General features: G+C 52.2%; 22 protein-coding genes. 11 read left to right on the top strand and 11 right to left on the bottom strand.

Annotation, left to right across the window (positions count from 1 at the left end):
• The 3 genes from BN1128_RS26000 to BN1128_RS02970 all read left to right on the top strand — a co-directional run.
• Positions 1-197, top strand: a 197-nt coding sequence (locus BN1128_RS26000) for a hypothetical protein (RefSeq protein ID WP_209428538.1), incomplete at its 5' end; no start/stop codon positions are given.
• Positions 198-311: 114 nt separating this feature from the next.
• Positions 312-944: a LysE family translocator gene (locus BN1128_RS02975; RefSeq protein ID WP_042866187.1), complete on the top strand. Its 633-nt coding sequence runs from the start codon at positions 312-314 to the stop codon at positions 942-944.
• A gap of 250 nt (positions 945-1194) precedes the next feature.
• On the top strand, positions 1195-2412 hold the full coding sequence (locus BN1128_RS02970) for a tyrosine-type recombinase/integrase (protein ID WP_042866186.1): 1218 nt from the start codon (positions 1195-1197) through the stop codon (positions 2410-2412).
• An 86-nt stretch (positions 2413-2498) separates the two neighbouring features.
• Here the strand turns inward: BN1128_RS02970 and BN1128_RS02965 are convergent, their stop codons facing one another.
• From BN1128_RS02965 to BN1128_RS02920, 10 genes are all read right to left on the bottom strand, one after another.
• Positions 2499-3866, bottom strand: coding sequence for a tetratricopeptide repeat protein (locus BN1128_RS02965; protein ID WP_042866185.1), 1368 nt, complete (start codon positions 3864-3866; stop codon positions 2499-2501).
• A gap of 326 nt (positions 3867-4192) precedes the next feature.
• Positions 4193-4909, bottom strand: a complete 717-nt coding sequence (locus tag BN1128_RS02960; RefSeq protein WP_052445485.1) for a DUF2931 family protein — start codon at positions 4907-4909, stop codon at positions 4193-4195.
• On the bottom strand, positions 4909-6843 hold the full coding sequence (locus BN1128_RS02955) for a T6SS phospholipase effector Tle1-like catalytic domain-containing protein (RefSeq protein WP_042866184.1): 1935 nt from the start codon (positions 6841-6843) through the stop codon (positions 4909-4911). The genes BN1128_RS02960 and BN1128_RS02955 overlap by 1 nt, the downstream gene beginning before the upstream one ends.
• On the bottom strand, positions 6843-7634 hold the full coding sequence (locus BN1128_RS02950) for a DUF4123 domain-containing protein (protein WP_042866181.1): 792 nt from the start codon (positions 7632-7634) through the stop codon (positions 6843-6845). Before BN1128_RS02950 ends, BN1128_RS02955 begins: the two co-directional genes overlap by 1 nt.
• Positions 7634-9676: a type VI secretion system Vgr family protein gene (locus tag BN1128_RS02945; protein WP_042866179.1), complete on the bottom strand. Its 2043-nt coding sequence runs from the start codon at positions 9674-9676 to the stop codon at positions 7634-7636. The genes BN1128_RS02950 and BN1128_RS02945 overlap by 1 nt, the downstream gene beginning before the upstream one ends.
• Positions 9677-9687: 11 nt before the next feature.
• Positions 9688-9975: a type VI secretion system PAAR protein gene (locus tag BN1128_RS02940; protein WP_042866176.1), complete on the bottom strand. Its 288-nt coding sequence runs from the start codon at positions 9973-9975 to the stop codon at positions 9688-9690.
• A gap of 208 nt (positions 9976-10183) precedes the next feature.
• The gene (gene hcp1 / locus BN1128_RS02935; RefSeq protein ID WP_042866175.1) at positions 10184-10702 is read right to left on the bottom strand and encodes a type VI secretion system effector Hcp1; all 519 of its coding nucleotides are present in this window, start codon (positions 10700-10702) and stop codon (positions 10184-10186) included.
• A gap of 227 nt (positions 10703-10929) precedes the next feature.
• The gene (locus tag BN1128_RS02930; RefSeq protein ID WP_042866174.1) at positions 10930-11730 is read right to left on the bottom strand and encodes a LuxR family transcriptional regulator; all 801 of its coding nucleotides are present in this window, start codon (positions 11728-11730) and stop codon (positions 10930-10932) included.
• 119 nt (positions 11731-11849) lie between these two features.
• On the bottom strand, positions 11850-12254 hold the full coding sequence (locus BN1128_RS02925) for an H-NS family histone-like protein (RefSeq protein ID WP_042866173.1): 405 nt from the start codon (positions 12252-12254) through the stop codon (positions 11850-11852).
• An 82-nt stretch (positions 12255-12336) separates the two neighbouring features.
• The gene (locus BN1128_RS02920) at positions 12337-13386 is read right to left on the bottom strand and encodes a hypothetical protein (RefSeq protein ID WP_042866172.1); all 1050 of its coding nucleotides are present in this window, start codon (positions 13384-13386) and stop codon (positions 12337-12339) included.
• A gap of 386 nt (positions 13387-13772) precedes the next feature.
• Here BN1128_RS02920 and BN1128_RS02915 point away from each other — a divergent pair, with 386 nt between their 5' ends.
• Both BN1128_RS02915 and BN1128_RS02910 read left to right on the top strand, forming a co-directional pair.
• On the top strand, positions 13773-13985 hold the full coding sequence (locus BN1128_RS02915) for a helix-turn-helix transcriptional regulator (RefSeq protein WP_021137981.1): 213 nt from the start codon (positions 13773-13775) through the stop codon (positions 13983-13985).
• 417 nt (positions 13986-14402) lie between these two features.
• The gene (locus BN1128_RS02910) at positions 14403-15377 is read left to right on the top strand and encodes a YagK/YfjJ domain-containing protein (protein ID WP_042866171.1); all 975 of its coding nucleotides are present in this window, start codon (positions 14403-14405) and stop codon (positions 15375-15377) included.
• A 146-nt stretch (positions 15378-15523) separates the two neighbouring features.
• Here the strand turns inward: BN1128_RS02910 and BN1128_RS02905 are convergent, their stop codons facing one another.
• Positions 15524-15868, bottom strand: coding sequence for a helix-turn-helix domain-containing protein (locus BN1128_RS02905; RefSeq protein ID WP_024945142.1), 345 nt, complete (start codon positions 15866-15868; stop codon positions 15524-15526).
• Between the two features lie 281 nt (positions 15869-16149).
• On the opposite strand from BN1128_RS02905, the gene BN1128_RS02900 reads away from it, so the two are divergent.
• The 6 genes from BN1128_RS02900 to BN1128_RS02875 all read left to right on the top strand — a co-directional run bounded on the left by BN1128_RS02900 (position 16150) and on the right by BN1128_RS02875 (position 18763).
• Positions 16150-16503: a hypothetical protein gene (locus BN1128_RS02900; protein WP_052445484.1), complete on the top strand. Its 354-nt coding sequence runs from the start codon at positions 16150-16152 to the stop codon at positions 16501-16503.
• A gap of 11 nt (positions 16504-16514) precedes the next feature.
• Entirely contained in the window at positions 16515-16667 is a 153-nt protein-coding gene (locus tag BN1128_RS25165) for a hypothetical protein (RefSeq protein ID WP_042034774.1), read from the top strand.
• 11 nt (positions 16668-16678) lie between these two features.
• Positions 16679-17353, top strand: a complete 675-nt coding sequence (locus BN1128_RS02890) for a hypothetical protein (protein WP_042866170.1) — start codon at positions 16679-16681, stop codon at positions 17351-17353.
• 86 nt (positions 17354-17439) lie between these two features.
• Complete coding sequence (locus BN1128_RS02885; protein ID WP_042866169.1) at positions 17440-18003, top strand: lecithin retinol acyltransferase family protein; 564 nt, start codon at positions 17440-17442, stop codon at positions 18001-18003.
• Between the two features lie 36 nt (positions 18004-18039).
• Complete coding sequence (locus BN1128_RS02880; RefSeq protein WP_042866193.1) at positions 18040-18465, top strand: DUF2787 family protein; 426 nt, start codon at positions 18040-18042, stop codon at positions 18463-18465.
• Positions 18466-18475: 10 nt separating this feature from the next.
• Entirely contained in the window at positions 18476-18763 is a 288-nt protein-coding gene (locus BN1128_RS02875; protein ID WP_244464549.1) for a hypothetical protein, read from the top strand.
• The last annotated feature ends 87 nt before the right edge of the window (positions 18764-18850 follow it).

Raw genomic sequence — 18850 nt, 5'->3', positions numbered from 1 at the left:
ATTCAAGTGCTTGGCTGCAATGGCCAGGTGATGCTTTCCTTCTGCCCCCTTATCCGTTCATTTTTCCGCGCTCTATTCCGGATGGCTGCGCCATCCAGCGTTATATATCTCGGTCCAAGTCGCTTGCTGGGGCTAACGAAAGCCAGGATGTGGACTCTGCTCAATACCATCTCAGCCCGGGTTCCAATTCACACTAATGTGCACCTGGCTTCTCTGCTATTCCCTCCATTGATAATCACTATTGCTGCTACGGGGGATGACAAGAGGCATGGGATCCATAGACTGTCTCTTTCACGAGCAAGGAGCTGTGTATGTTGGGGATCCACGATCTGGCGTTGTTTATCGTATCTGGTTTGCTGTTGAACATGATGCCCGGGCCTGATTCTCTGCTCATCATGCTGCGCAGCGGCTCTCAGGGCTGGCGGGCTGGTTCCGTGGCTGCGCTGGGGATTGGGACGGGCACCATGGTGCATGTGCTGGCGGCTGCTCTGGGGTTGTCGGCTGTGCTGAGCGCCTCTGCCGAGCTGTTCGCCGTCATCAAATTGATGGGGGCGCTTTATCTGGTCTATCTGGGGCTTTCCATGCTTTGGCAAGGTACCAAGGCTCCTTCTGCCACCAATGCTGCTGTGGCGTTGCCTGTGCTCTCTTATGGCCGGATCTATCGGCAGGGGTTGCTGACCAATGTGCTCAATCCCAAGGTCGCGCTCTTCTTCCTCGCCTTTGTGCCCCAGTTCATCGCCCCTGATGCGCCGCAGAAGGCGCTGGCCTTCATCCTGCTGGGCTGTATCTTCAATTTCAATGGCATGATCTGGTGTCACCTGCTGGCCTTCTCAACCGCTTATGCAAGTCGCAAGGTACGTTTGCCGGCTCGGCTGGGCCTTTGGCTCAACCGCCTGATGGGGGCACTGTTCGTGGGGCTGGGTATCAAGCTGGCTACGGAGTGAGGCTCTGCCATTAGAGACAACTAGGAATAGAAAAAGGCGTATCCCATTGCTGGAATACGCCTTCGTCTGCACTGCAGCAGGTCTGATCGAGATCAGTTCATGCCGTATTATCAAATGTCATGTCTAAGGCTATTTGATGCCGTCTATGGTCTAAGTCTATCTTATTGATTTATATCTTTTAACTATCCTTCCTTGTCTAAAGCTATCTTAGGGGATATAAGACGGGTGTGGGTTCATTTGTGGGTTCAAAATGGCGATTTCAGATTCAAAACTCAAAGCAATGCTGCGTGGTCACGATGATGATACGCCCAGAAAGGTTGCGGACAGGGATGGGCTATCGGTTCTGTGGAGGAATAGTGGAAAAGTTAGCTTCGTGTACCGCTATCGAATATTAGGTAAGGCAAAAAACCTGACTCTGGGCTCCTATACCGGCCAGGAGGGGAGCCTGTCGCTTTCCGAAGCAAGGAAAAAGGCGGCGCAATGTCGAGCTTGGTTGGAAGAGGGCAATGATCCAGCCTTGATGACGCGGATCGGGAAAGATGAAAGGCTTAAGCCTGTCACGGTTAAAGATACACTCGAGTATTGGCTCTGCCATCACGCCGATAAGAAAAGGTCAAACAGTGAGAAGCATCGCCAGCAATTTGCGAAGTGGGTTTATCCCCGTATCGGGGATCTTCCGCTGTCAGATTGTGATACTCGTCACTGGTTGAGTGTCTTTGACGAGTACTCGAAGTTGGCACCTGTGGCTAGTGGTTATTGCTTCCAAAACTGTAAGCATGCTCTGAAGTTTTGCCGGGTCAGACAGTTTGCAGTGAGTAATGCGTTGGATGACTTGACCGTCGCTGATGTTGGGCAAAAAGCGAGTAAGCGAGATAGGGTTCTGACGCTAGAAGAACTGCGAACACTATGGGATTGGGCTGAAAAGCTAGGTCCATATTGCTACTACGGAAATTTGGCCAAGATTCTGTTGTCGTTCGGTGCAAGAACTCAAGAAGCTCGGCTATCAGCACCCGAAGAATGGAATCTAGTCGAAGGTACATGGACAGTACCTGCGTCCAACTCAAAAACAGGTAATAAAATCGTGAGACCAATACCTGATTTTATTCGGCCGACGATAGACGCTTTGCTGAAAGCAGCAGCCGAACAGTCATCCTCATACTTGCTAGGAGAGCTCAAGCGACCAGAAGCGGTAAGTCAGTGGGGAAGGGGGATTTGGAAACGGATCGGGCATAGCGCCCCTTGGACATGGCACGATCTGCGAAGGAGCTTGGCGACCCGCCTAAACGAGGCAGGGATTGCCCCTCATGTCGTGGAGCAAATATTAGGTCATGCTCTGCCAGGTGTGATGGCTCACTATGTTCATACGGTTCGGTTACCGGAACAAAAAATGGCTTTGGCGCTGTGGGGAGGGATTTTAAAGCCATCACTACAACAGGAAGATAATATCGTGCATCTACAAGTGAGGTAGGGGAGCAACTGCACTTTTCATCAGTTAGATTCGTTTTGCAAGCTATGCGTCAGGAGGTTACACCAAGTGTAACCTCCATTTATTTTTTACCCATTCCGTACCGCTGAGGCCATTTTACTAAACCAGTGCTCCGACAGCTTTTGAGCCTGTTTGACTTCCGGTTTGGTCATCGCAGCCTCCAGCTCGTCACGAGCTTGCACAGCTTCGGTCATCCCTTCGGTGGCGGCCAGTGACAACCAGGCGTAGGCATGTACCCGGTTGCGTGGTGCGCCCAAGCCTTCCTCACGCAGTGTTCCCATTCGGTATTGGGCCATGCGGTCACCTTGCTGGGCCGCCAAGCGATATTGCTTGAGAGCTTGTGCGTAATCCTCTTTGCCACCTTTGCCCAAACGCAGCATTTCGCCGTAGGCGTACTGCGCTGCCGTGTGTCCTTGTTCAGCGGCTTTGGCATAACTGGCTCTGGCTTGATCCTGCGCCCCTTGGTTTTGCTGCAATTGCGCCAACTCAAACCACGCCTTGGTTACACCGCCATCAGCGGCCAGCGTTAGCCAGTGGAGCTGCTGCTCCTGGTCTACCTGCTGCAAGCTCAGCTGGTACTCAGCCTCGTGGGAGCCGTGACCAGCAGCCAAATCCAACCAGTAACGACCCAAGGCAAGGTCTGTGGGGACCTTTTCTCCCGCCAGATAAGCCATGCCGAGCCAGAGTTCAGCCTCGGCAGAACCAGCATTAGCTGCTCGTTCATAGGCAGCAAAAGCATCAGCAGGTGCTGCTTGTTTAGCTTGCCGTAGCAAGGCATCTGGTTGCTCCTGAGCCGCAGCCTTGTCATTCCAGCGTTGAGCCAGGTCTTGCCGTTTGGCTACCCCTCGCCCTTGCTCATAACGTTCGCCCAGCAGGTACTGGGCATCGCGGTTACCAAGCTCCGCAGCCTTCTCGAGCCACTTGATGGCATCCGCATCTGCGCCCGGTTGTTTGCCGTACCACTTGGCCAGGATCAACTGAGCTTCGGCATGATCCCGCTTGGCAGCCTGCTCGAACCAGTCGAGACATTCGCTCGCCAGTTTGCCCTGATGCTGCTCCTGGCACATCAGCCCCAACCGATAACTGGCATTCGTGTTGCCAAGGCGAGCCGAGCGTTGCCACCACTGTGTAGCAAGCTCCGGATTTTTGGGCTCCCCGAGCCCTGCTTGGTACCAGTCACCTACTTGCCACGCGGCGCTGGCGCGGATCTGCTGATCGGCGGCCAAAGGGCCCGACTGCTCAGCAGCCTGTTGCATCCAGTGCATGGCGTTGGGGTAATCGGGCTGACTAGCCAGACGTTTAGCCAGCTCATACTGGGCTCGTCCATCCCCTTGCTTTGTTGCCTGAGATAACTCGGCGTCAGTGAGTGACGCAGTAGGAGAACAGGCGGCAAGCATGCTGGCTGTCAGTGCCAGCCATAAGGCTCGGTGTGTCATGGAGAAAATTCTTCTTAGAGTGAAAAAGTGACGGGTGAGGTACTGCTGTCTTTCTGGCTGATCCGTTATGCTACGCAGCCACCTGATGGGCACAAAGCTGATGCGGCGCCTTCCCTGGCCTTTAGCCTTGCCTGTCAGGTGGTTTTCTGTCGGTGATCCTGATAAATCTTCTGCCACTTGGAATGCTCGGCTTTATCACCTCTGGCCTGCCAAAAATCACAGATGCTCTCTGCCAATTCGGTGGCCATGGCATGGTCGTTATCACGACGACATATCAGATACTGGGCCAACCAGTTTTGGTACTGCTTCATTGGTACCTCTTCAGATCAATTGACCGGATTGGTATCCGTCTTGGGCTGAGCAGCACGGTAAGCGTCCATGATAGGGGCCCAGTCCATACCCATCGGGATTGGGTACTTCTGGTAAGCTACGCTGAAATCTTTGTCAAACGCGGCCCAGCGTTCTTGGTACTGCCTAGCAAGCGGAACTTTTAGGTCATAGTAATCATCGGTGACTTCATGGGCTAACCCCCTAACAAGCAAAATGTCTGGCTTGACGTTGTATTGTGTCAGGAACACCTCGACATAACCGCCTGGTGCAGTCCCTAGGGCAATGACATTACGCTGAGTTTCTTCGCGTTTTTTGCCATTTGAGATGAGGTAGCGCTGGGCCATCTGAGTACCAATGTTTGCTGGTAGATTCAGGGTAATGCCATACCGCTTTTTATCATGGTACGAGACCCACTCTATTTGTACTTCATTGGGTATCGGTTGATTTTCAGCACTCCTTCCCTTGCCGATGGTCCAACTGTAATCTTTGTCCCTCAATGACTCCTTGCTAACCGATGATACCGCCCCATTTGATGAGCCATGAATAGGTTTGCCATCTCGATAAAAATTGGCTTTGCTGCTCCAAATTTCATCCGCATTGGTACCCACCATATAGCGCCAATCCATAGTATTTTGGTTGTTGGCCATTCCCTTGCTGCTGTACCCAAGGAGAGTAAAAATCAGCAGTGACAAACTTATCCAACGGAATCTCATTATCCCCCCTCCTGGTTAGTGTAAATATGACGAGCTTCTTTGCCTCGGTGGTGATGTGGCCTATTCACCAACCCAGTATCCGCACTGTGATGAAGGTATTCAAAACGCAGTTGGCGGTAGAACTCGTCTTTTAGTGTTTGAGCTAAATTTTTGACCACCCCCCGTTCCTTTGCGGCATCGAGCCAGAGTGAATCTATCTTGGTCAAATTGACTAGAGGAGGCTTGCTAGCACCACTATCGAGCATTAACGCTCTATCAGCTTGGTCCCATTCGCGGAATGGCACACCAACATCCTGAGCTGCCACGACCATCATGTGAAGTGGAATGCGTGAGTATTCACCTTCGATTACGCGATTGAGCAGCACTTCAACCTCGACATTCATTTTATCTGTCTTGGGATGTCGGCTGCTCCTCACTCGCAAGCTGATTTTATTCCTCACCGGAGCACTCGCCACATTAGGTAAGTCAACGACCTCGTTACCCCACCCCTTTACCACCTGTTCTTCGGCATACTGCTTAGCTCGTCGATAGGCACTGCTATCTTTAGGGTCATATATCGTAGCAGATGCTTCACTTCTACAGACCTTGATGGAAACTTGCTCTGTAATCGCGGGATCGCTATTGGGGTTACTCAAACTCCATCGGCTGTAATAACCGCCGCCCACATCAGAGTGAGAGCCTGGAATGATGACCTCAGTAAAGTTGGGTGCAATTTGGGTACCCGCAACATCATCAGTAATCCGGGTCAAGGCAAAAAAATAGCGCCACTCATCGGCTGCAACAAGATGGACGACCCGTTCGGCACAGTCGGGAGCCAAGGTTACGTTTCGCTTATTGAACATTGCAGTGCAGACGGTATCGAACAAGCCGACAAATTTAATGCGGCAATCCTCACGACTAGCCCAGTCAAAGCCTGCTTTTAGCTTGATGGCATTCTCACTTCCGATTGCGTCAGCCAAGAGATGGTTTGCTTGTTGATCGAGCATGTTGACAAATTGCCTCGCAGCCGAGGCTCCTCGGCTAAAACCAAATACATCAAAGTTGATCTTGTGAATACAGTCGAGGGTGTTGAGCGTTGAGCCTAATTGTAGTTTGAGTTCCTCGACAATCTTGGTTTTACAGGCCTTCTCAACTTTGGCCAGACTTGAGGTGCTCCCAGTATCGGCACCTTGTCCAGCTCCGGTGTCACCATCCCCATCCTCAGTGCCGATGCCATCAATATAAACCGCAACACTAAGAGCACCTTTATTGCGGCGAATGTATAAATCATGGGCCTTACCAATATTGGTAATGTCATTTGCTTGGCTTGCAACCTTTAGAGGAACATCCCCCGCCTCGCACTGTTTGCGCAGTGCTTCACGTTCTTCAGGAGCGGCGCATTGCTCCAAAAATGTCTCGATCCCATCCTTGCCAATCAAATGGTTAAAGGTGTTGTTCGAGGTACCATCGAAGAAGACGCCAATCCGCAAGATATTAAGCTGATAGCCTTTGATCTCGATCACGTAGGACTCGTCAGTGAGCAGACGAGCTGGTTGCGCGTGACCACGCTTGTGACCTTCCGGCAACGGCTGTTCTGGATCGATTTGGCACAGATCCCCAGTAGTCAGCTTGACGTGTTTACGTTTCACATCCTTATGGCCAATAAATTTATCGGTGTAGGCTGGAACCTTGCTTGCTTCTCCCTCCTTTAGCTTTTCCCGGTTCTGGGCCGTTTTAAGCCAAGGCTGGTTCTCAATGGTCAGAGTAACCTCACCAACGGCAAAGCCTTGTACCAAAGTAGGGCCATCCTTGAGAGTGACGGTTTTCACCTTGCCGGTTTCATCTTTCAGCGTGGCTTTAAGGCCCTTAAACGATTGGTTCTGTTCATCACGAACATCAATCTCAATCCACCGATCATATTTTTCGCAGAGTAAACAATGTGCACTTACAGACATCAGTGAGTTCCTATCAAATCGGTGTGTTTGCCGAGCCAATGGGCGACTTGCATGAATTCATCGTCGGTGAGCATCAAGGGGACACGTATGCTGTCCAGCGTAAAATCGGCTTGCAGCGCCAGGGCTCCAGCGATGACGCCCTCGCGCACATCCTCAACCAACCCATCTCGATTAGCTTGCTGCAACGTGTACAGGATCACCGGTTTAGGATTGGGGTGGGCTCTCATCACCTTCTCTATTCGTTGCCAGAAATGGCGGCGCAGTATGTCGGCATGACGGGACTCGTCATACAGGCCCGCCAGCTGGTGCTCCCGAATATGGAACCACGGCGTTTCACTCGCAGGTATCCAGGTGAAATCTTGGCTTTGCGTGACACACTGCCCTTCGATCATTAACTGCTCGCAGGGGCCAAGCAGTGCATCGCGTTCTCCTGGCGTCATTGCGGTGAGCATTGGTAGCAAGATGCGATGATCGGCGTAACGAAGCCACACAGCCTCGCCGTCATGAATGGCGCTGTCCAGGCTCTGCCAGTGACGCTGCATTACTTCTTTCGAGGCGCGACTACGACAGTAAAAGCCGCTGAGTGTGGGGTGTGCCTCAACAAAAGCCTGCGAGGGAGTAGGTAGCAGCCAAGGACCGTGTTCGGCTTGCGCTGAAAAGTCTGTCCCGGCAAACAGTGGGTAGGCATCATTTCCGCCCAGCTCATAGAAATGCGCAACCAAGGAGGGGTCTGCTGCCGCATCAATGACGGCATACAGCAACCCTTCTTCGCGCCATTGTTGCAATACCATCAGTTACCCCCTTGGTCTGCTAGCGGACAAAGTTTGGCCATCGGCATCATGGACTCCATGGTTTTCTGAATACCAAGCGCAGTTATCATGGCCGGTGGTGCCACAGGCACTTCAACTCCGCCCGGCAAGCCCGGCATCTGTCCGGCCCACCCAGAGCCTGAACCTGCGCTCCCTCCGGAGTTCATCTTGATGGTGGGACCGACTAGGGTGACACCACTGGGGTCAACTTTCACAAAGCTACCGCCGACTTTGAGGGTTAACTCTGAGCCTGCTTCCAGCACAACCTTGTTACCGGCCTTGATGTGGACCTCTTGGCCTGCTTCCACCAGTAGCGCCTGTGCGATTTTCTGGTGCAGGGAGGCATCCACCGTGAGGGAGTAATCGCCCTTGATGTGGTCGCGCTTCTCGCCCTCGACCGTCAGATGGTCGTTGGCCTTGATGCGGGTGACCCGCTCATTGTCGATGTCGGTGTGTTGGTCGTGCTTGATGTGCCACGCCGCATCATTCTCAATCGCTACGTTCAGGTCTTTTTGACCATGGATGTAAATCTCTTCCTGTCCGGCCTGGTCTTCAAAACGCAGTTCGTTGAAACCCTCACCCTGGTGGGTCTCGGTGCGCAACACGGTGCGGGTCTTGTTGGCTGGCAGGTCGTAGGGTGGCCGGTTGGTGGCATGGAAGGTGCGACCTGTCACGATGGGCTGGTCGGGGTCCCCTTCCAGAAATGAGACGATGACTTCGTGGCCGATACGCGGAATGGCCATCATGCCGTATTGGCCGCCAGCCCATCCTTGGGATACCCGCACCCAGCAGGAGCTCTGGTCGTTGGAACTGCCGTAGCGGTCCCATGGGAACTGCAGCTTCACCCGGCCATGTTCGTCGCAATAAATCTCTTCGCCCTCGGGGCCCACCACGATGGCGATTTGCGGGCCATCTACCATCGGCTTGTGGGGCGCCTCGGGGCTACCGATACGCGCTCGCCAGGTAGTGCTGGCTTTGACCACGCCAAATTCGTTGTGGTAGACGGTCGGGCCGCTGCCTCCTTCCTCTTCCAGCGCCTGCGGTTGTTCGCCGGTATGACGGATATGAACGATTTGCCAGTCGGTGTTGAGGCTGCCGTTCGGATGCTCGGTCAGGGAGAAGCTTTGTCCCGGCAGCAGTGCTGCGCTGTTGGACTTGCCACTGCCTGCCACTGCGTCATTGCGCAGCGCATCCAGCCGGTGCTGGGTGAATGCCTTACCGCTCGGGTCCTGCTTGTAGCGGCCTGGATAGTCAAAATGCTGATAGGTGTCGCGTTGATGCGAAAGCTCAGCCCCCATCTTCTTCTGGGAGAGGCCGTAAGCCGGGGTCTTGAAGCTGTAGTCCTTGAGCTCTACCTCTGCGGGGCGCACTGATTCGCGGTAGTGGAACTGGCGGACATAGGGGCCTTGTTCCAGCGAGCGGTTGCCGAGGTTGAAGAACAGCTCTGGACCAGCGGTCAGCGCAGCTGCATCGTCGGCAAACACGATACGATGCTTGCCTTGCTCGAATTCGTGGAAGTAGAACAGCCCCTCTTCGGCAGCGAGCCGGTTAACAAACTCGAGGTCAGTCTCCCGGTATTGGACGCAATACTCTCGCTGGGCGTGCTCGTTTTTCAGGGCAAAGGCGTAATCGGTGATGCCATGTTCTTGCAGCAAAATGGAGAGGATTTCGTCTGGTTTCTGTGCCTGGAAGATGCGGGAGTTTTGGCGAAGGCTCAATCGCCACAGGGCCGGTTTGACCTCCAAGTTGTAGCGGGTGCGGCGAAAGCCACTGTCCCCTTGAGCAAACTCGCTCACCACTCCGCATACCCGACGTTGCAGCTCGCCGTTGTACCACACCAGCAGCTCACATGGCTGGTCCAGCACAGCACCGAAGTCAATGTCCGGTTGATGGCTGGCCACCTCCAGCTTGAGACTAAACGGACTGTTTAAGCCCTCATCGAGCTTGAAGCTCGCTACCGCAAAGGTGTTGTCAGCCAGTGCGCCAACTTTGACGGTGAATTGTAATCCTGTGCTCTGTGCCATGACTCTGTTCCTTATCCTGCCTGCCCACTGCCCGAACCAATGACCACGCCACCACAATCCACTGCGGTGCCTGTGACGGCGATGGGCTTGCCGTTCACCAATACCGACCCCACACCACCGGCAATACTGCGCAGATGGGGAGGATTGTTGGGCTTGTCGTGCGGTGCGAGCGGGTCACCCTGACGAGCCACCGGCTTGCCATCGAGAAAGACATCAGGGCTGGCGGCTATCACCGGCGTCGGCGGGAAGCCATCGTGGTCGGTGCCAATGTCACCGAGCAATGCAATGGAGGGACACATAACGTAAAACCTCTTGTGTGCTTTGCCATCCCCCCGCACTCGCTACCACGGTAATCCCCATTACATCAGCAGCCAGACAGGGGGATGGCAAAACATAAAAGCTCCGGCAGCCAAAGACTGACCGGAGAAACACGGGATAAAGGCCGGAGCACACCGGCCACAAGATACGAAACGTAATACAAGGAATAGCGAAATCAGAAAGTGAGGCTTACGCCTCGATAGGAGCGCGCCAGTCGTCAGAACCAGAGGTACCGGCAACGGTGTGCTCCCAGTCAATCTTGCGGTAAGCAAGGGAGACCTGGATTAGCTGGGTGAAGTCAGACTTGGTAGGGTCTTGGCAGTGCGGCATCTGGCAGTCGATATCAACGATGGTGGCATCGGTCAGCACGGTAGAGAAGAAGTGCTCTTGCTTGCCTTCCACAGAAGTGCGGTACCACTTCAGGGTCACTTTCGGCAGCATTTCACCGGACGCCAGGGAGTTGTACATCAGCGGCACGGCTTTGTTCAGGGCCACAGTGAACTTGAACGGCTTGTGGACACGCTGACCAGCAGGCTGGCCGGATTGCGGGTCAGTCGGTACGGTGACCTGGTGATTGAACTCTTGTACCAGCATCTCGTCTTCGTGGCCTTGCACGAAGATGTTGCCGACGGAGTCGGAAGTGAAGGCACTCGCGGTGATGTTGCCCTGGGTTTTACCTTCGATGCTGATATAACATGGAGTTGGCATGGGTATGCTCCTAGATAGATTGGTTAAATGAGATAGCACTCGACCAACCTCAAGCAGTGACCATGCCACCTTATTGAGCTGTTAATTATCAACAATTTACAAACACCTACCACGACACAGCCCCAACCAGCAGCAAGATGTTGCACCAGGCAGAGTATCAAGCCTGCAATAATCGCATTGTCAGCGTTAAATTCCACACATTGCGCAATGCATTGCGCAATGCAGAACTACTGACCACCCTCGTCAACATTTCCCACTAACGCAGCATCAATATTCAGCCGCACCAGCCCTTGCTTAAGCGCCCAGGATATCGCCTGACTTTTACTGCTCGCCCCCAGCTTCTCGACAACCCGATTGAGGTGAAAGGTCACGGTTCTTGGAGTGATACCTAATATCTGGGCGATGTCACTGACTTGCTTGCCCTCCGCCGACCACTGGCACACCTCCAGCTCCCGTAGACTCAGCGCATCCCGAGGAGGCATATCAGACAAGCAGACCCGAACGACCGCCTCAAAGATATGCATCGATAACCAGCTCAAAAAGGGCGTGGCCGTCAGCCACTGGTGTTCCGGGCGGGGTGTTCGGGTAATGAATGACAGCAACCCCACATGACCGTTGGCCCCATGCCAGGGGAAAGTGATGCCATCGCACAAGCCCGCATCATGGGCCTGCAGCATGACCTCTACACCGGCGGTATCCTGTTGCTCGCAACACTCGTTGATGAGACTGGCCCATAGAAACGGCATGCTCTGAGTCATTCCTTTGCGCACCACCGGGTCTACCGCAAAGAAGTGCTGCGCATCATAGGCCTGCACCCACTGGGCAGGACAACCATTGAAGATACGCACCTCGGGGCGCTGGATAGAGCTTGGAAAAATGAATCCCAGCCGAAAGTGGTCAAAGCCCATCTGCTGGCTGAGGGTGCGCAACAGCGTGACGATGGTGTGCTCGTCCGTTGCCGTATCGAACTGGGTGATGAGCGTCAGTGCGTCGGCAGTATTGAGGAAATGAAGCGGGGTGGTGGTCAAGCATTCAACTTAAAAGAAATAAAACAGTGCTCACATTATCAACAACTTGTCGAATAGCACAATCTATCAACAACCGATTAAGAAAAAGGCCGCATCAATATTCGATGCGGCCCATACGTTCAGATGAGGAACTCGTCTAATTGACGGCCCTGCTCAAGCTGCTCAGCCAGGAATTTGGGCGTGCGGCCCTGACCAGTCCAGGTTTTCTCTACGCCATTATCGACATAGCGATATCTCGGAGGACGAGGAGCCCGTTTCACTTTAACCGTACCGGTTGACGTCGCAGGAGCACTACCGACCAACTCAGCCGGATCAATCCCGGCATCAGCCAACATCGCTTGGAACTCGGCCAGCTTATTCAAATGTTCAGCATTGGCAGCTTGCTCTTTTTCTGCCTGCTCCAATCGCTCCAGATAAATCAGTTCGATCTTCTCATGAGCTTCTTTCACTTGTTCCAGAGACAGCTCGCGCATTGCTGCCCGCAGACTGCGGATGTTCAACAGTACTTTCAGAAATTCATTCATTGAAGGCCTCATTTTTTTATCTATCATTAAATTGGTTTAAACAAAGCGAGGAAGTATGGCACGGCTAAATGTGCCAATAAAGTTAACGGAGATCATTTTCATCAGCATTTTCTATTAGACTTGCGATCAATGCAGACTTTGTCATTTTAAGATTCTTCACCATGACGTTCAACTTTTTCTTAACATCGTCATCAAGATAGAATGTTGATGGCTTTATCGTCTCCCTTTTCATTCTAGTTTTTTGCTGTGATGCCGCCTTTTTAAATCTCATCATAAACAATGCTTGTCGGTCTGGGTTGGAAAACATTAGATCCCATGCGATTACAAGCTGACGACCAATGAATTCGTTGGAACCATCCTTAGTTGCCCATAGTGGCACTTGGTTATTGAATGCATTTTCTAATGTGTACTCCCACGCCCACTTGTACATATTCTGGTTCAGCTTAACCCACTTGACCATATCAATGTGATTTTTTTGGATTTCCCAAATTTTTTCCATGGAGGCTAGATGTTTTGATTTCTCTGAAATACTGCAATTCCAACGGTCAAAAAATCTAACGATATCGTTAAACCTATCTTTATCATTGATGGCTTGAGTTGAAATAAGTAACTTGTGAGATAATAAAGATCGCTCGTAATAACTATTTATTCGTGGAGTATACATGTCATGAGACATAACTGGATTGAGCTTAGCAAGAGGTGAAACTTTTAATTCTGACGAACGGCGTTCACGATAAGCAGTCAGATCAATTGAATACATATGAAATAGACTCCAAAAAAAGTCTATCGCTCGACCATCCCTCTCTATAAATGCAAGTTTTTCTCGGTCAAGCATAAAGGATGCTGAAACATCGAGCAAGGTCTTGTAAAGGATGTCAGGATTGTTTTTAGACTGTAAAACATCACCGCCATTACACTTAATATAACTGGTTAGCTTTTTCAAGCTGCTTTCATTCTTTACCGCCCGTGCGATATCCTGCCGAAGAAAGTCCTCTTTAGAGCCCGCATTTTCAAATGCGTAAAAATCGGCATCCTTGTTAACCTTGTGACAATAATAAAAGTACGCTATGTCAATTGACCTTTCAGTATGAGCAGCATCCCACTTAACCCCATTAACAAAAAAACTAGTCATAATCTACCTCGTAGAAATCAGGCGCTTTTATTGCGTCAATCTAGCAAAAAACAGGCTAACTACAAGCATTTTTCATGCGCTTTGTTAGTGATGTCCGTTCCTAGTTTACAAGGCTTGCATGTCGAGATTGACCTGGTGAGGCTAGATGTTACCGCCCCCTTTAGATTGCTTAGCTTAAAGATACAGAGGGTGGCATATCAAAGAGGCTCAAGGCGTCTTCACACTGGTGGATGTGATAAATAAATTTTGGTTAGGGGTACATCTATCTGTGTGCCTAGATGTGCATGTAGTGAATAGCCTATGAGGCACTGAAACCAAATCAAAACATTTAAAAATTACTACGTGGATTATCTACTGAACAAAACCCAATCCTCAGGAGTACATCCATGAACAACACCATCAACATTCTACGTATTAAAGACCTCATGAACAAAATTGGCATGGCCCGCTCGACCATATACGACCGCATCAACCCAAAGTCGCCACGCTATGACAGCTCCTTCCCCAAACCCATCAAACTGGGGTTATCTGCTGTCGGTTGGCTAGAGCATGAAATTGATGCTTGGGTCGAAAACTTGATAAACCAAAGAGAAGGCTAATTTACCCCTTCATTACCTCCATAACTTACAACCTTCAAAAAGAGCACATTAATACCTATAAGGGAAGTGAGAAAGCATTTTCTGCTTATATATGGAAATCCATGTTTCAAGCCCTACTTCGGGATACAGAGCATTAAGGTATATTTATTATTGGTCATTACACTCTGTTGAATACTACACCAGTATCATTACACCCTAGTCATTACTACATATCCATCCCATTAGTTAATGCAACCATCTAATACATCGTTATGATTTCACTACCTCAGTGAAACTAGTCATGTAAGCAATCCAATAGCCATCTCATCATCCACCATTAGGTGGTAATGTTAATGCTCACTATTTACTCCCTTCCCCTGATATACGCGTGTATCTATCACATCGCGCAGGGGTAATCTTAACTAAAAGAGAAGTTCTATGTTTAATAAAACCAGACTAACGTCCATCATCGCTGTTGTGAACAGCTTGAGTAGTAAAATGGTGCCAATGGTATCCTTGATAAACACAGTTCCAAACAAACTGTGTTTTACCAGCGAAACAAAGGGGTTGCTCGACGCGCTGGAGGATGCTGGTGGTTATTTCTATTGCCATACTGAGATCTCATCTTCACATCCTACGGTGGAATTGTTTTTAAGCCACATGCAGCATGTGCATGGGTTAGCACAAATCAAGCTACAGGAATTAGATGAAGATACTGCAAATGTAATAGCACGTGACATTAATCAGGCGTTGAGCGCATTTCACCAAGCACTGTATAGCAAAGAGCACCAGAAGCGGCTGGACAACAGATTAAGGGCAGCTCCCCGTAACAGTCAAAGTCTTGAGAAATATATCCCGACGCTATTCCTCAAACATGCCAAGCTACTGTTCATTCGCTTGGACCTCGCCTACAAGGAGAAGGTTTACTGTCGGCTAACGCCCGAGACGGCGATGGAAGATCGCAGGCGCTATCTGGCCATCATCAAGCGACAATTCCCTGGATTGGTTGGGTATATCTGGAAGATGGAATATGGCCAAGACCGGCGCTTTCACATGCACACAGTGTTCATTTTTAACGGCGCACGCCATCAACGAGATCGCTCGCTAGGCCGATTACTGGGGGAACATTGGGAAGAGTACACTAATGATCTCGGTACCTATTTCAACTGTGCTCACCTTCGCAAGCAGTACCAAGAATGGGGCAATGATGGGATAGGTATGGTGCACTGCGATGATGAGCAGAAGCAGGAGAAGCTGTTCAAGGCGCTCGAGTATCTGACCAAGCATGATGAGTTGATGTTGGCCACGCTCCCCTCCGGGCGTCGTACCTTCGGTCGTATGGAGATCCCCGAAGCGAGTCGCCGTCGAGGCCGCCCACGCATCCGCCGTTCAGGGTTGCCGGTGCTGATCTAGTTCGATCGAAAAGGAACTCAGATAGATATTATCAGGGGAGAGTAAACAGATATCGCTGTGAAGCTGCTTGGGAGCGCCATTGCGGCCTCCCAAGTCATCGGCCCTAGCATCGGTGTCAGTAAGTCACTAATGCTCGCAGAGAGGGATTAAGGCGCTAATCGCGCCACCAGCTTATCAACCACCTCCAGCACCAGCTCCCTGTCGGCAGCCTTGAGTTTGGCTAACTGCTGGCTGAGCACAATGCCTTGTTCGGTAGGGCGGTTGCTGGTTTCACGCAAGAAGTCTGCCAGCTCACACTCAAACAGCTGGGCGAGCTCTGCCAACCGCACCACGGTCGGCACTACTTTTCCCCGCTCCATCCGGGAAACCGCTTCCATCCCGATATCCAGGTGCTCTGCGACTTGATCCTGGGTCAGCCCCGCTTGTTGGCGTTGCCGTCCAATCGCTTTACCGACGCTCTTGGCCAGTTCTTCAAAGTTGACGTCTGTCATAAGTCCTCCAGTCAGCACGTATGCTTGACCATGGACTCGTTGACATTAAGGGCGATTTGAGTTGAGACTGGGCGCCAGAGGTTGAGTTTGTTTGAATATATAGATTGAAATTGGAAAGGAGAGTCTTCTACACGGCATAAATTCCAACCCACTTTCTTCAGTGGCGCTTGGCTAACTGCCAGCGCACTCGCTGACATTACCTGTATGACCCCGCTGATCCGAGAGGCCTGCCTCATCGGTCAGGCACCCTTTTGTCCTTTTCATGTTACAGGAGATCACGCATGAAACGCTACCTTATCGCTACCGCAGTCCTTGCTGCCTCAGCGGTTATCTACACCAGCGCCTCTGACGGCACCAAGACGTCAGCGCCAGAATTCAAGCTCGACCTGTTCTACAACTCACTGGGCCGTCCCCAGTTACAGGTCACCTCCCTCAATGATGCAGTCACCATCAAGAAGATCCTTATCAACCGTGGGAAGTGTGCGGCAGTCGGCCCCTACGGGGTAGACCGCACGTTCCCGGTATCACTCAAATACAGCCAGCGTTCCCAATTCTCCCTGATTCCGGGCACCTGCAACTTGCTCGAAGCCACCGTGTTCACCGACCAGGGTGAAGCGGCTTACACATTCCAATAGGAGAAGCATCCATGCCATTAATTCTGCTGTGGGTAGGGCTGGCGTTACTGCTGGGGTTTGTTGCTGCTGGTAACGGCCGCTCTTTTTGGGGCTGGTTCATTCTCGGGTTAATTATCGACCCCATTCTGGCCGGACTGCTGTACTGGCTTATTAGTAAAGACTGATGGAGAGACACATGACGACACTATTCACCCAGGCATTACGAGCAGCCACGCTGGGGCTGCTGCTCAGCTGTTCGATGGCAACCTTCGCTGCCGATGGCGCGCTGGAGATTGAGACAAAGGTGCCTACCAGCCTGAGCGGGAAGCTTAGCTACGCCAGCATGAAGTACTGGGTCGAGGTGCCTGGACAAGGGGATGTTGAGATATGGACCGATGATGAGGCTTACGCCGCCTTGATTGACCTGGTAGGAACACAAGTGTCGCTTGAGGGATCCATGGTGACCTTCACCGATGGCAGTGTCTATTTTCAGCCCAAGCTGGCGAAGCCCTCGACCGGATTCACTGTGCGAAAAAATGACGAGGTGAACTTCGATGTGCTGCTCAATGGTGAGCCACTGACTCATCACGACAGTTATGCCGGTGTTGATGTGGCCCACCAGTTCGCAATCCCCGATGGTCAGGTTGCGCTGATTGAGCTGTTCAGCGGGGGAGTGGGTTGCCCGGTGCTCTACCAGTTGGTCGTAGCCAGACAAGATTCACCCACCATGATATCGACCGAATTTGGGACCTGTAGCGACCTGGGCAAGCTGAGCCCCGAACCCAACGGCTTTACCCTCAATCTACCCGGCAACCCCAGCGAGCGCTGGTTATGGGATACCAGTAGCTTGACGCTGCGCAAGCAATCCTGACCACCAGCCACCACACACTCACCATCACAATCAGGGCACCTCGGGTGCCCTGTGTTTTATGCCGCATCTCGTTTAAGGAACTGTCCATGCCATTACCACAACCGGGGGACCACCTCGTTTCCCCCCGCACCGGCTACCAGCACCACGGCCTCTACCTGGGAGACCATCAGGTCATCCACTATCTAGGCTTCAGTGCCGGTGAACAGTCTGGCCAGATAACCATCACCTCTTTGCCTGAGTTTTGCCAAGAGCGCGATTACTACATCCAGCATCATGGGACACGCGCCTACAACCGGGAGGAGAGTATCGACCGTGCCTATTCTCGCCTCGGGGAGGCGCACTACAGCACCCTTTTTAACAACTGCGAACACTTCGTGCTTTGGTGTATCGAGGGCTTTCACTACAGCAAGCAGATTAACCAGCTGATTGCGACCGGGTGGATAGCTCATCAGGCGCTGCGCACCGTGGCGAGTCAGCCCACCACCTCAGCACTCGCAGGGCTATCCACCAGCAGTGCTCTGAGCGTATCGACCAGCAGCGTTGCGACCGCAGTCGCCGGTTCACTGCTCAGTACGACAGCAGCCCCCATCACGCTCTCCCTCGTCGCCACTTATGGCCTTTATCGCGCCTGGCGTTGGTTCAGGGATTAACGGTTCTCACATTCGATACCAAAAGGACACTCCATGATGACCATGCCATTTCACCTAGCAGGGATGGCCCTGCCGATTTCACCAGCGTTGCCTGACTTGCTGCGCAAAGTCGTGCGAGAACAACAGCTCGACCTTACCCACCTCTCGACCCTGACCTTCAACTTTCGCAGCCCCGCCTACAGTGCTGAAACGGGTGGAGTTCATCCAGTAGAGCTGCGGCTTATTCGGGGATTACACGGCTGGGTCTTCGATTACATCACCGACTTCAGTTACCAGGGGCTAGGCCAGGATGCTGAGCTCTGTAAGGAGCTCGACTTCAACCTCTCCTGCGACGAGCACTATCTGCAGAGCTGGGGACCTCTGCCCGGCGTGGAAGCACGCGAACTGTTCGCCCTGTGGCAGAGCAATTTCATTAGCTACGCCCAGTTGGGGTATTTCACCGTCACGGTCAGCGGGGATTAGGAGGTGTGTGATGACTAACGAACTACCGCTCTCCCACTATTCACGCCAGTGGCTGGGATTAGTCGCCGCCAAGGCCAAGATACAACCGCGCCACCGTGGCGAGCGCTGGTTGCTGCACCTGACCCCCAGTAGCCCAAACGCCCGCACCGTCACGCTGCACTTACGTTGGTCTGGCGTGCAGTGGCAACTGCTCTCCCTCACCAATGCCGAGGACTGGCACACCATGAGCCAGCCCGTGGATGAAATCTGTGTGGACCCCACGCTGGCGCAGTCAGGCAGGACCGGTGCCGCTCTCTGAGCAGCCCCGTGAGCTGGGGCGCTTTCTGAGTGACCTCCAGCGTACCTGCATTCATCACGGCTATCGTGTGGAGAGTGACCCCTTACC

The organism is Aeromonas piscicola, from assembly GCF_000820005.1.
Taxonomy (GTDB): Bacteria; Pseudomonadota; Gammaproteobacteria; order Enterobacterales; family Aeromonadaceae; genus Aeromonas; species Aeromonas piscicola.
Note: the sequence above shows the minus strand (reverse complement) of the source record. Positions and strands in the feature narration are given on the sequence as shown.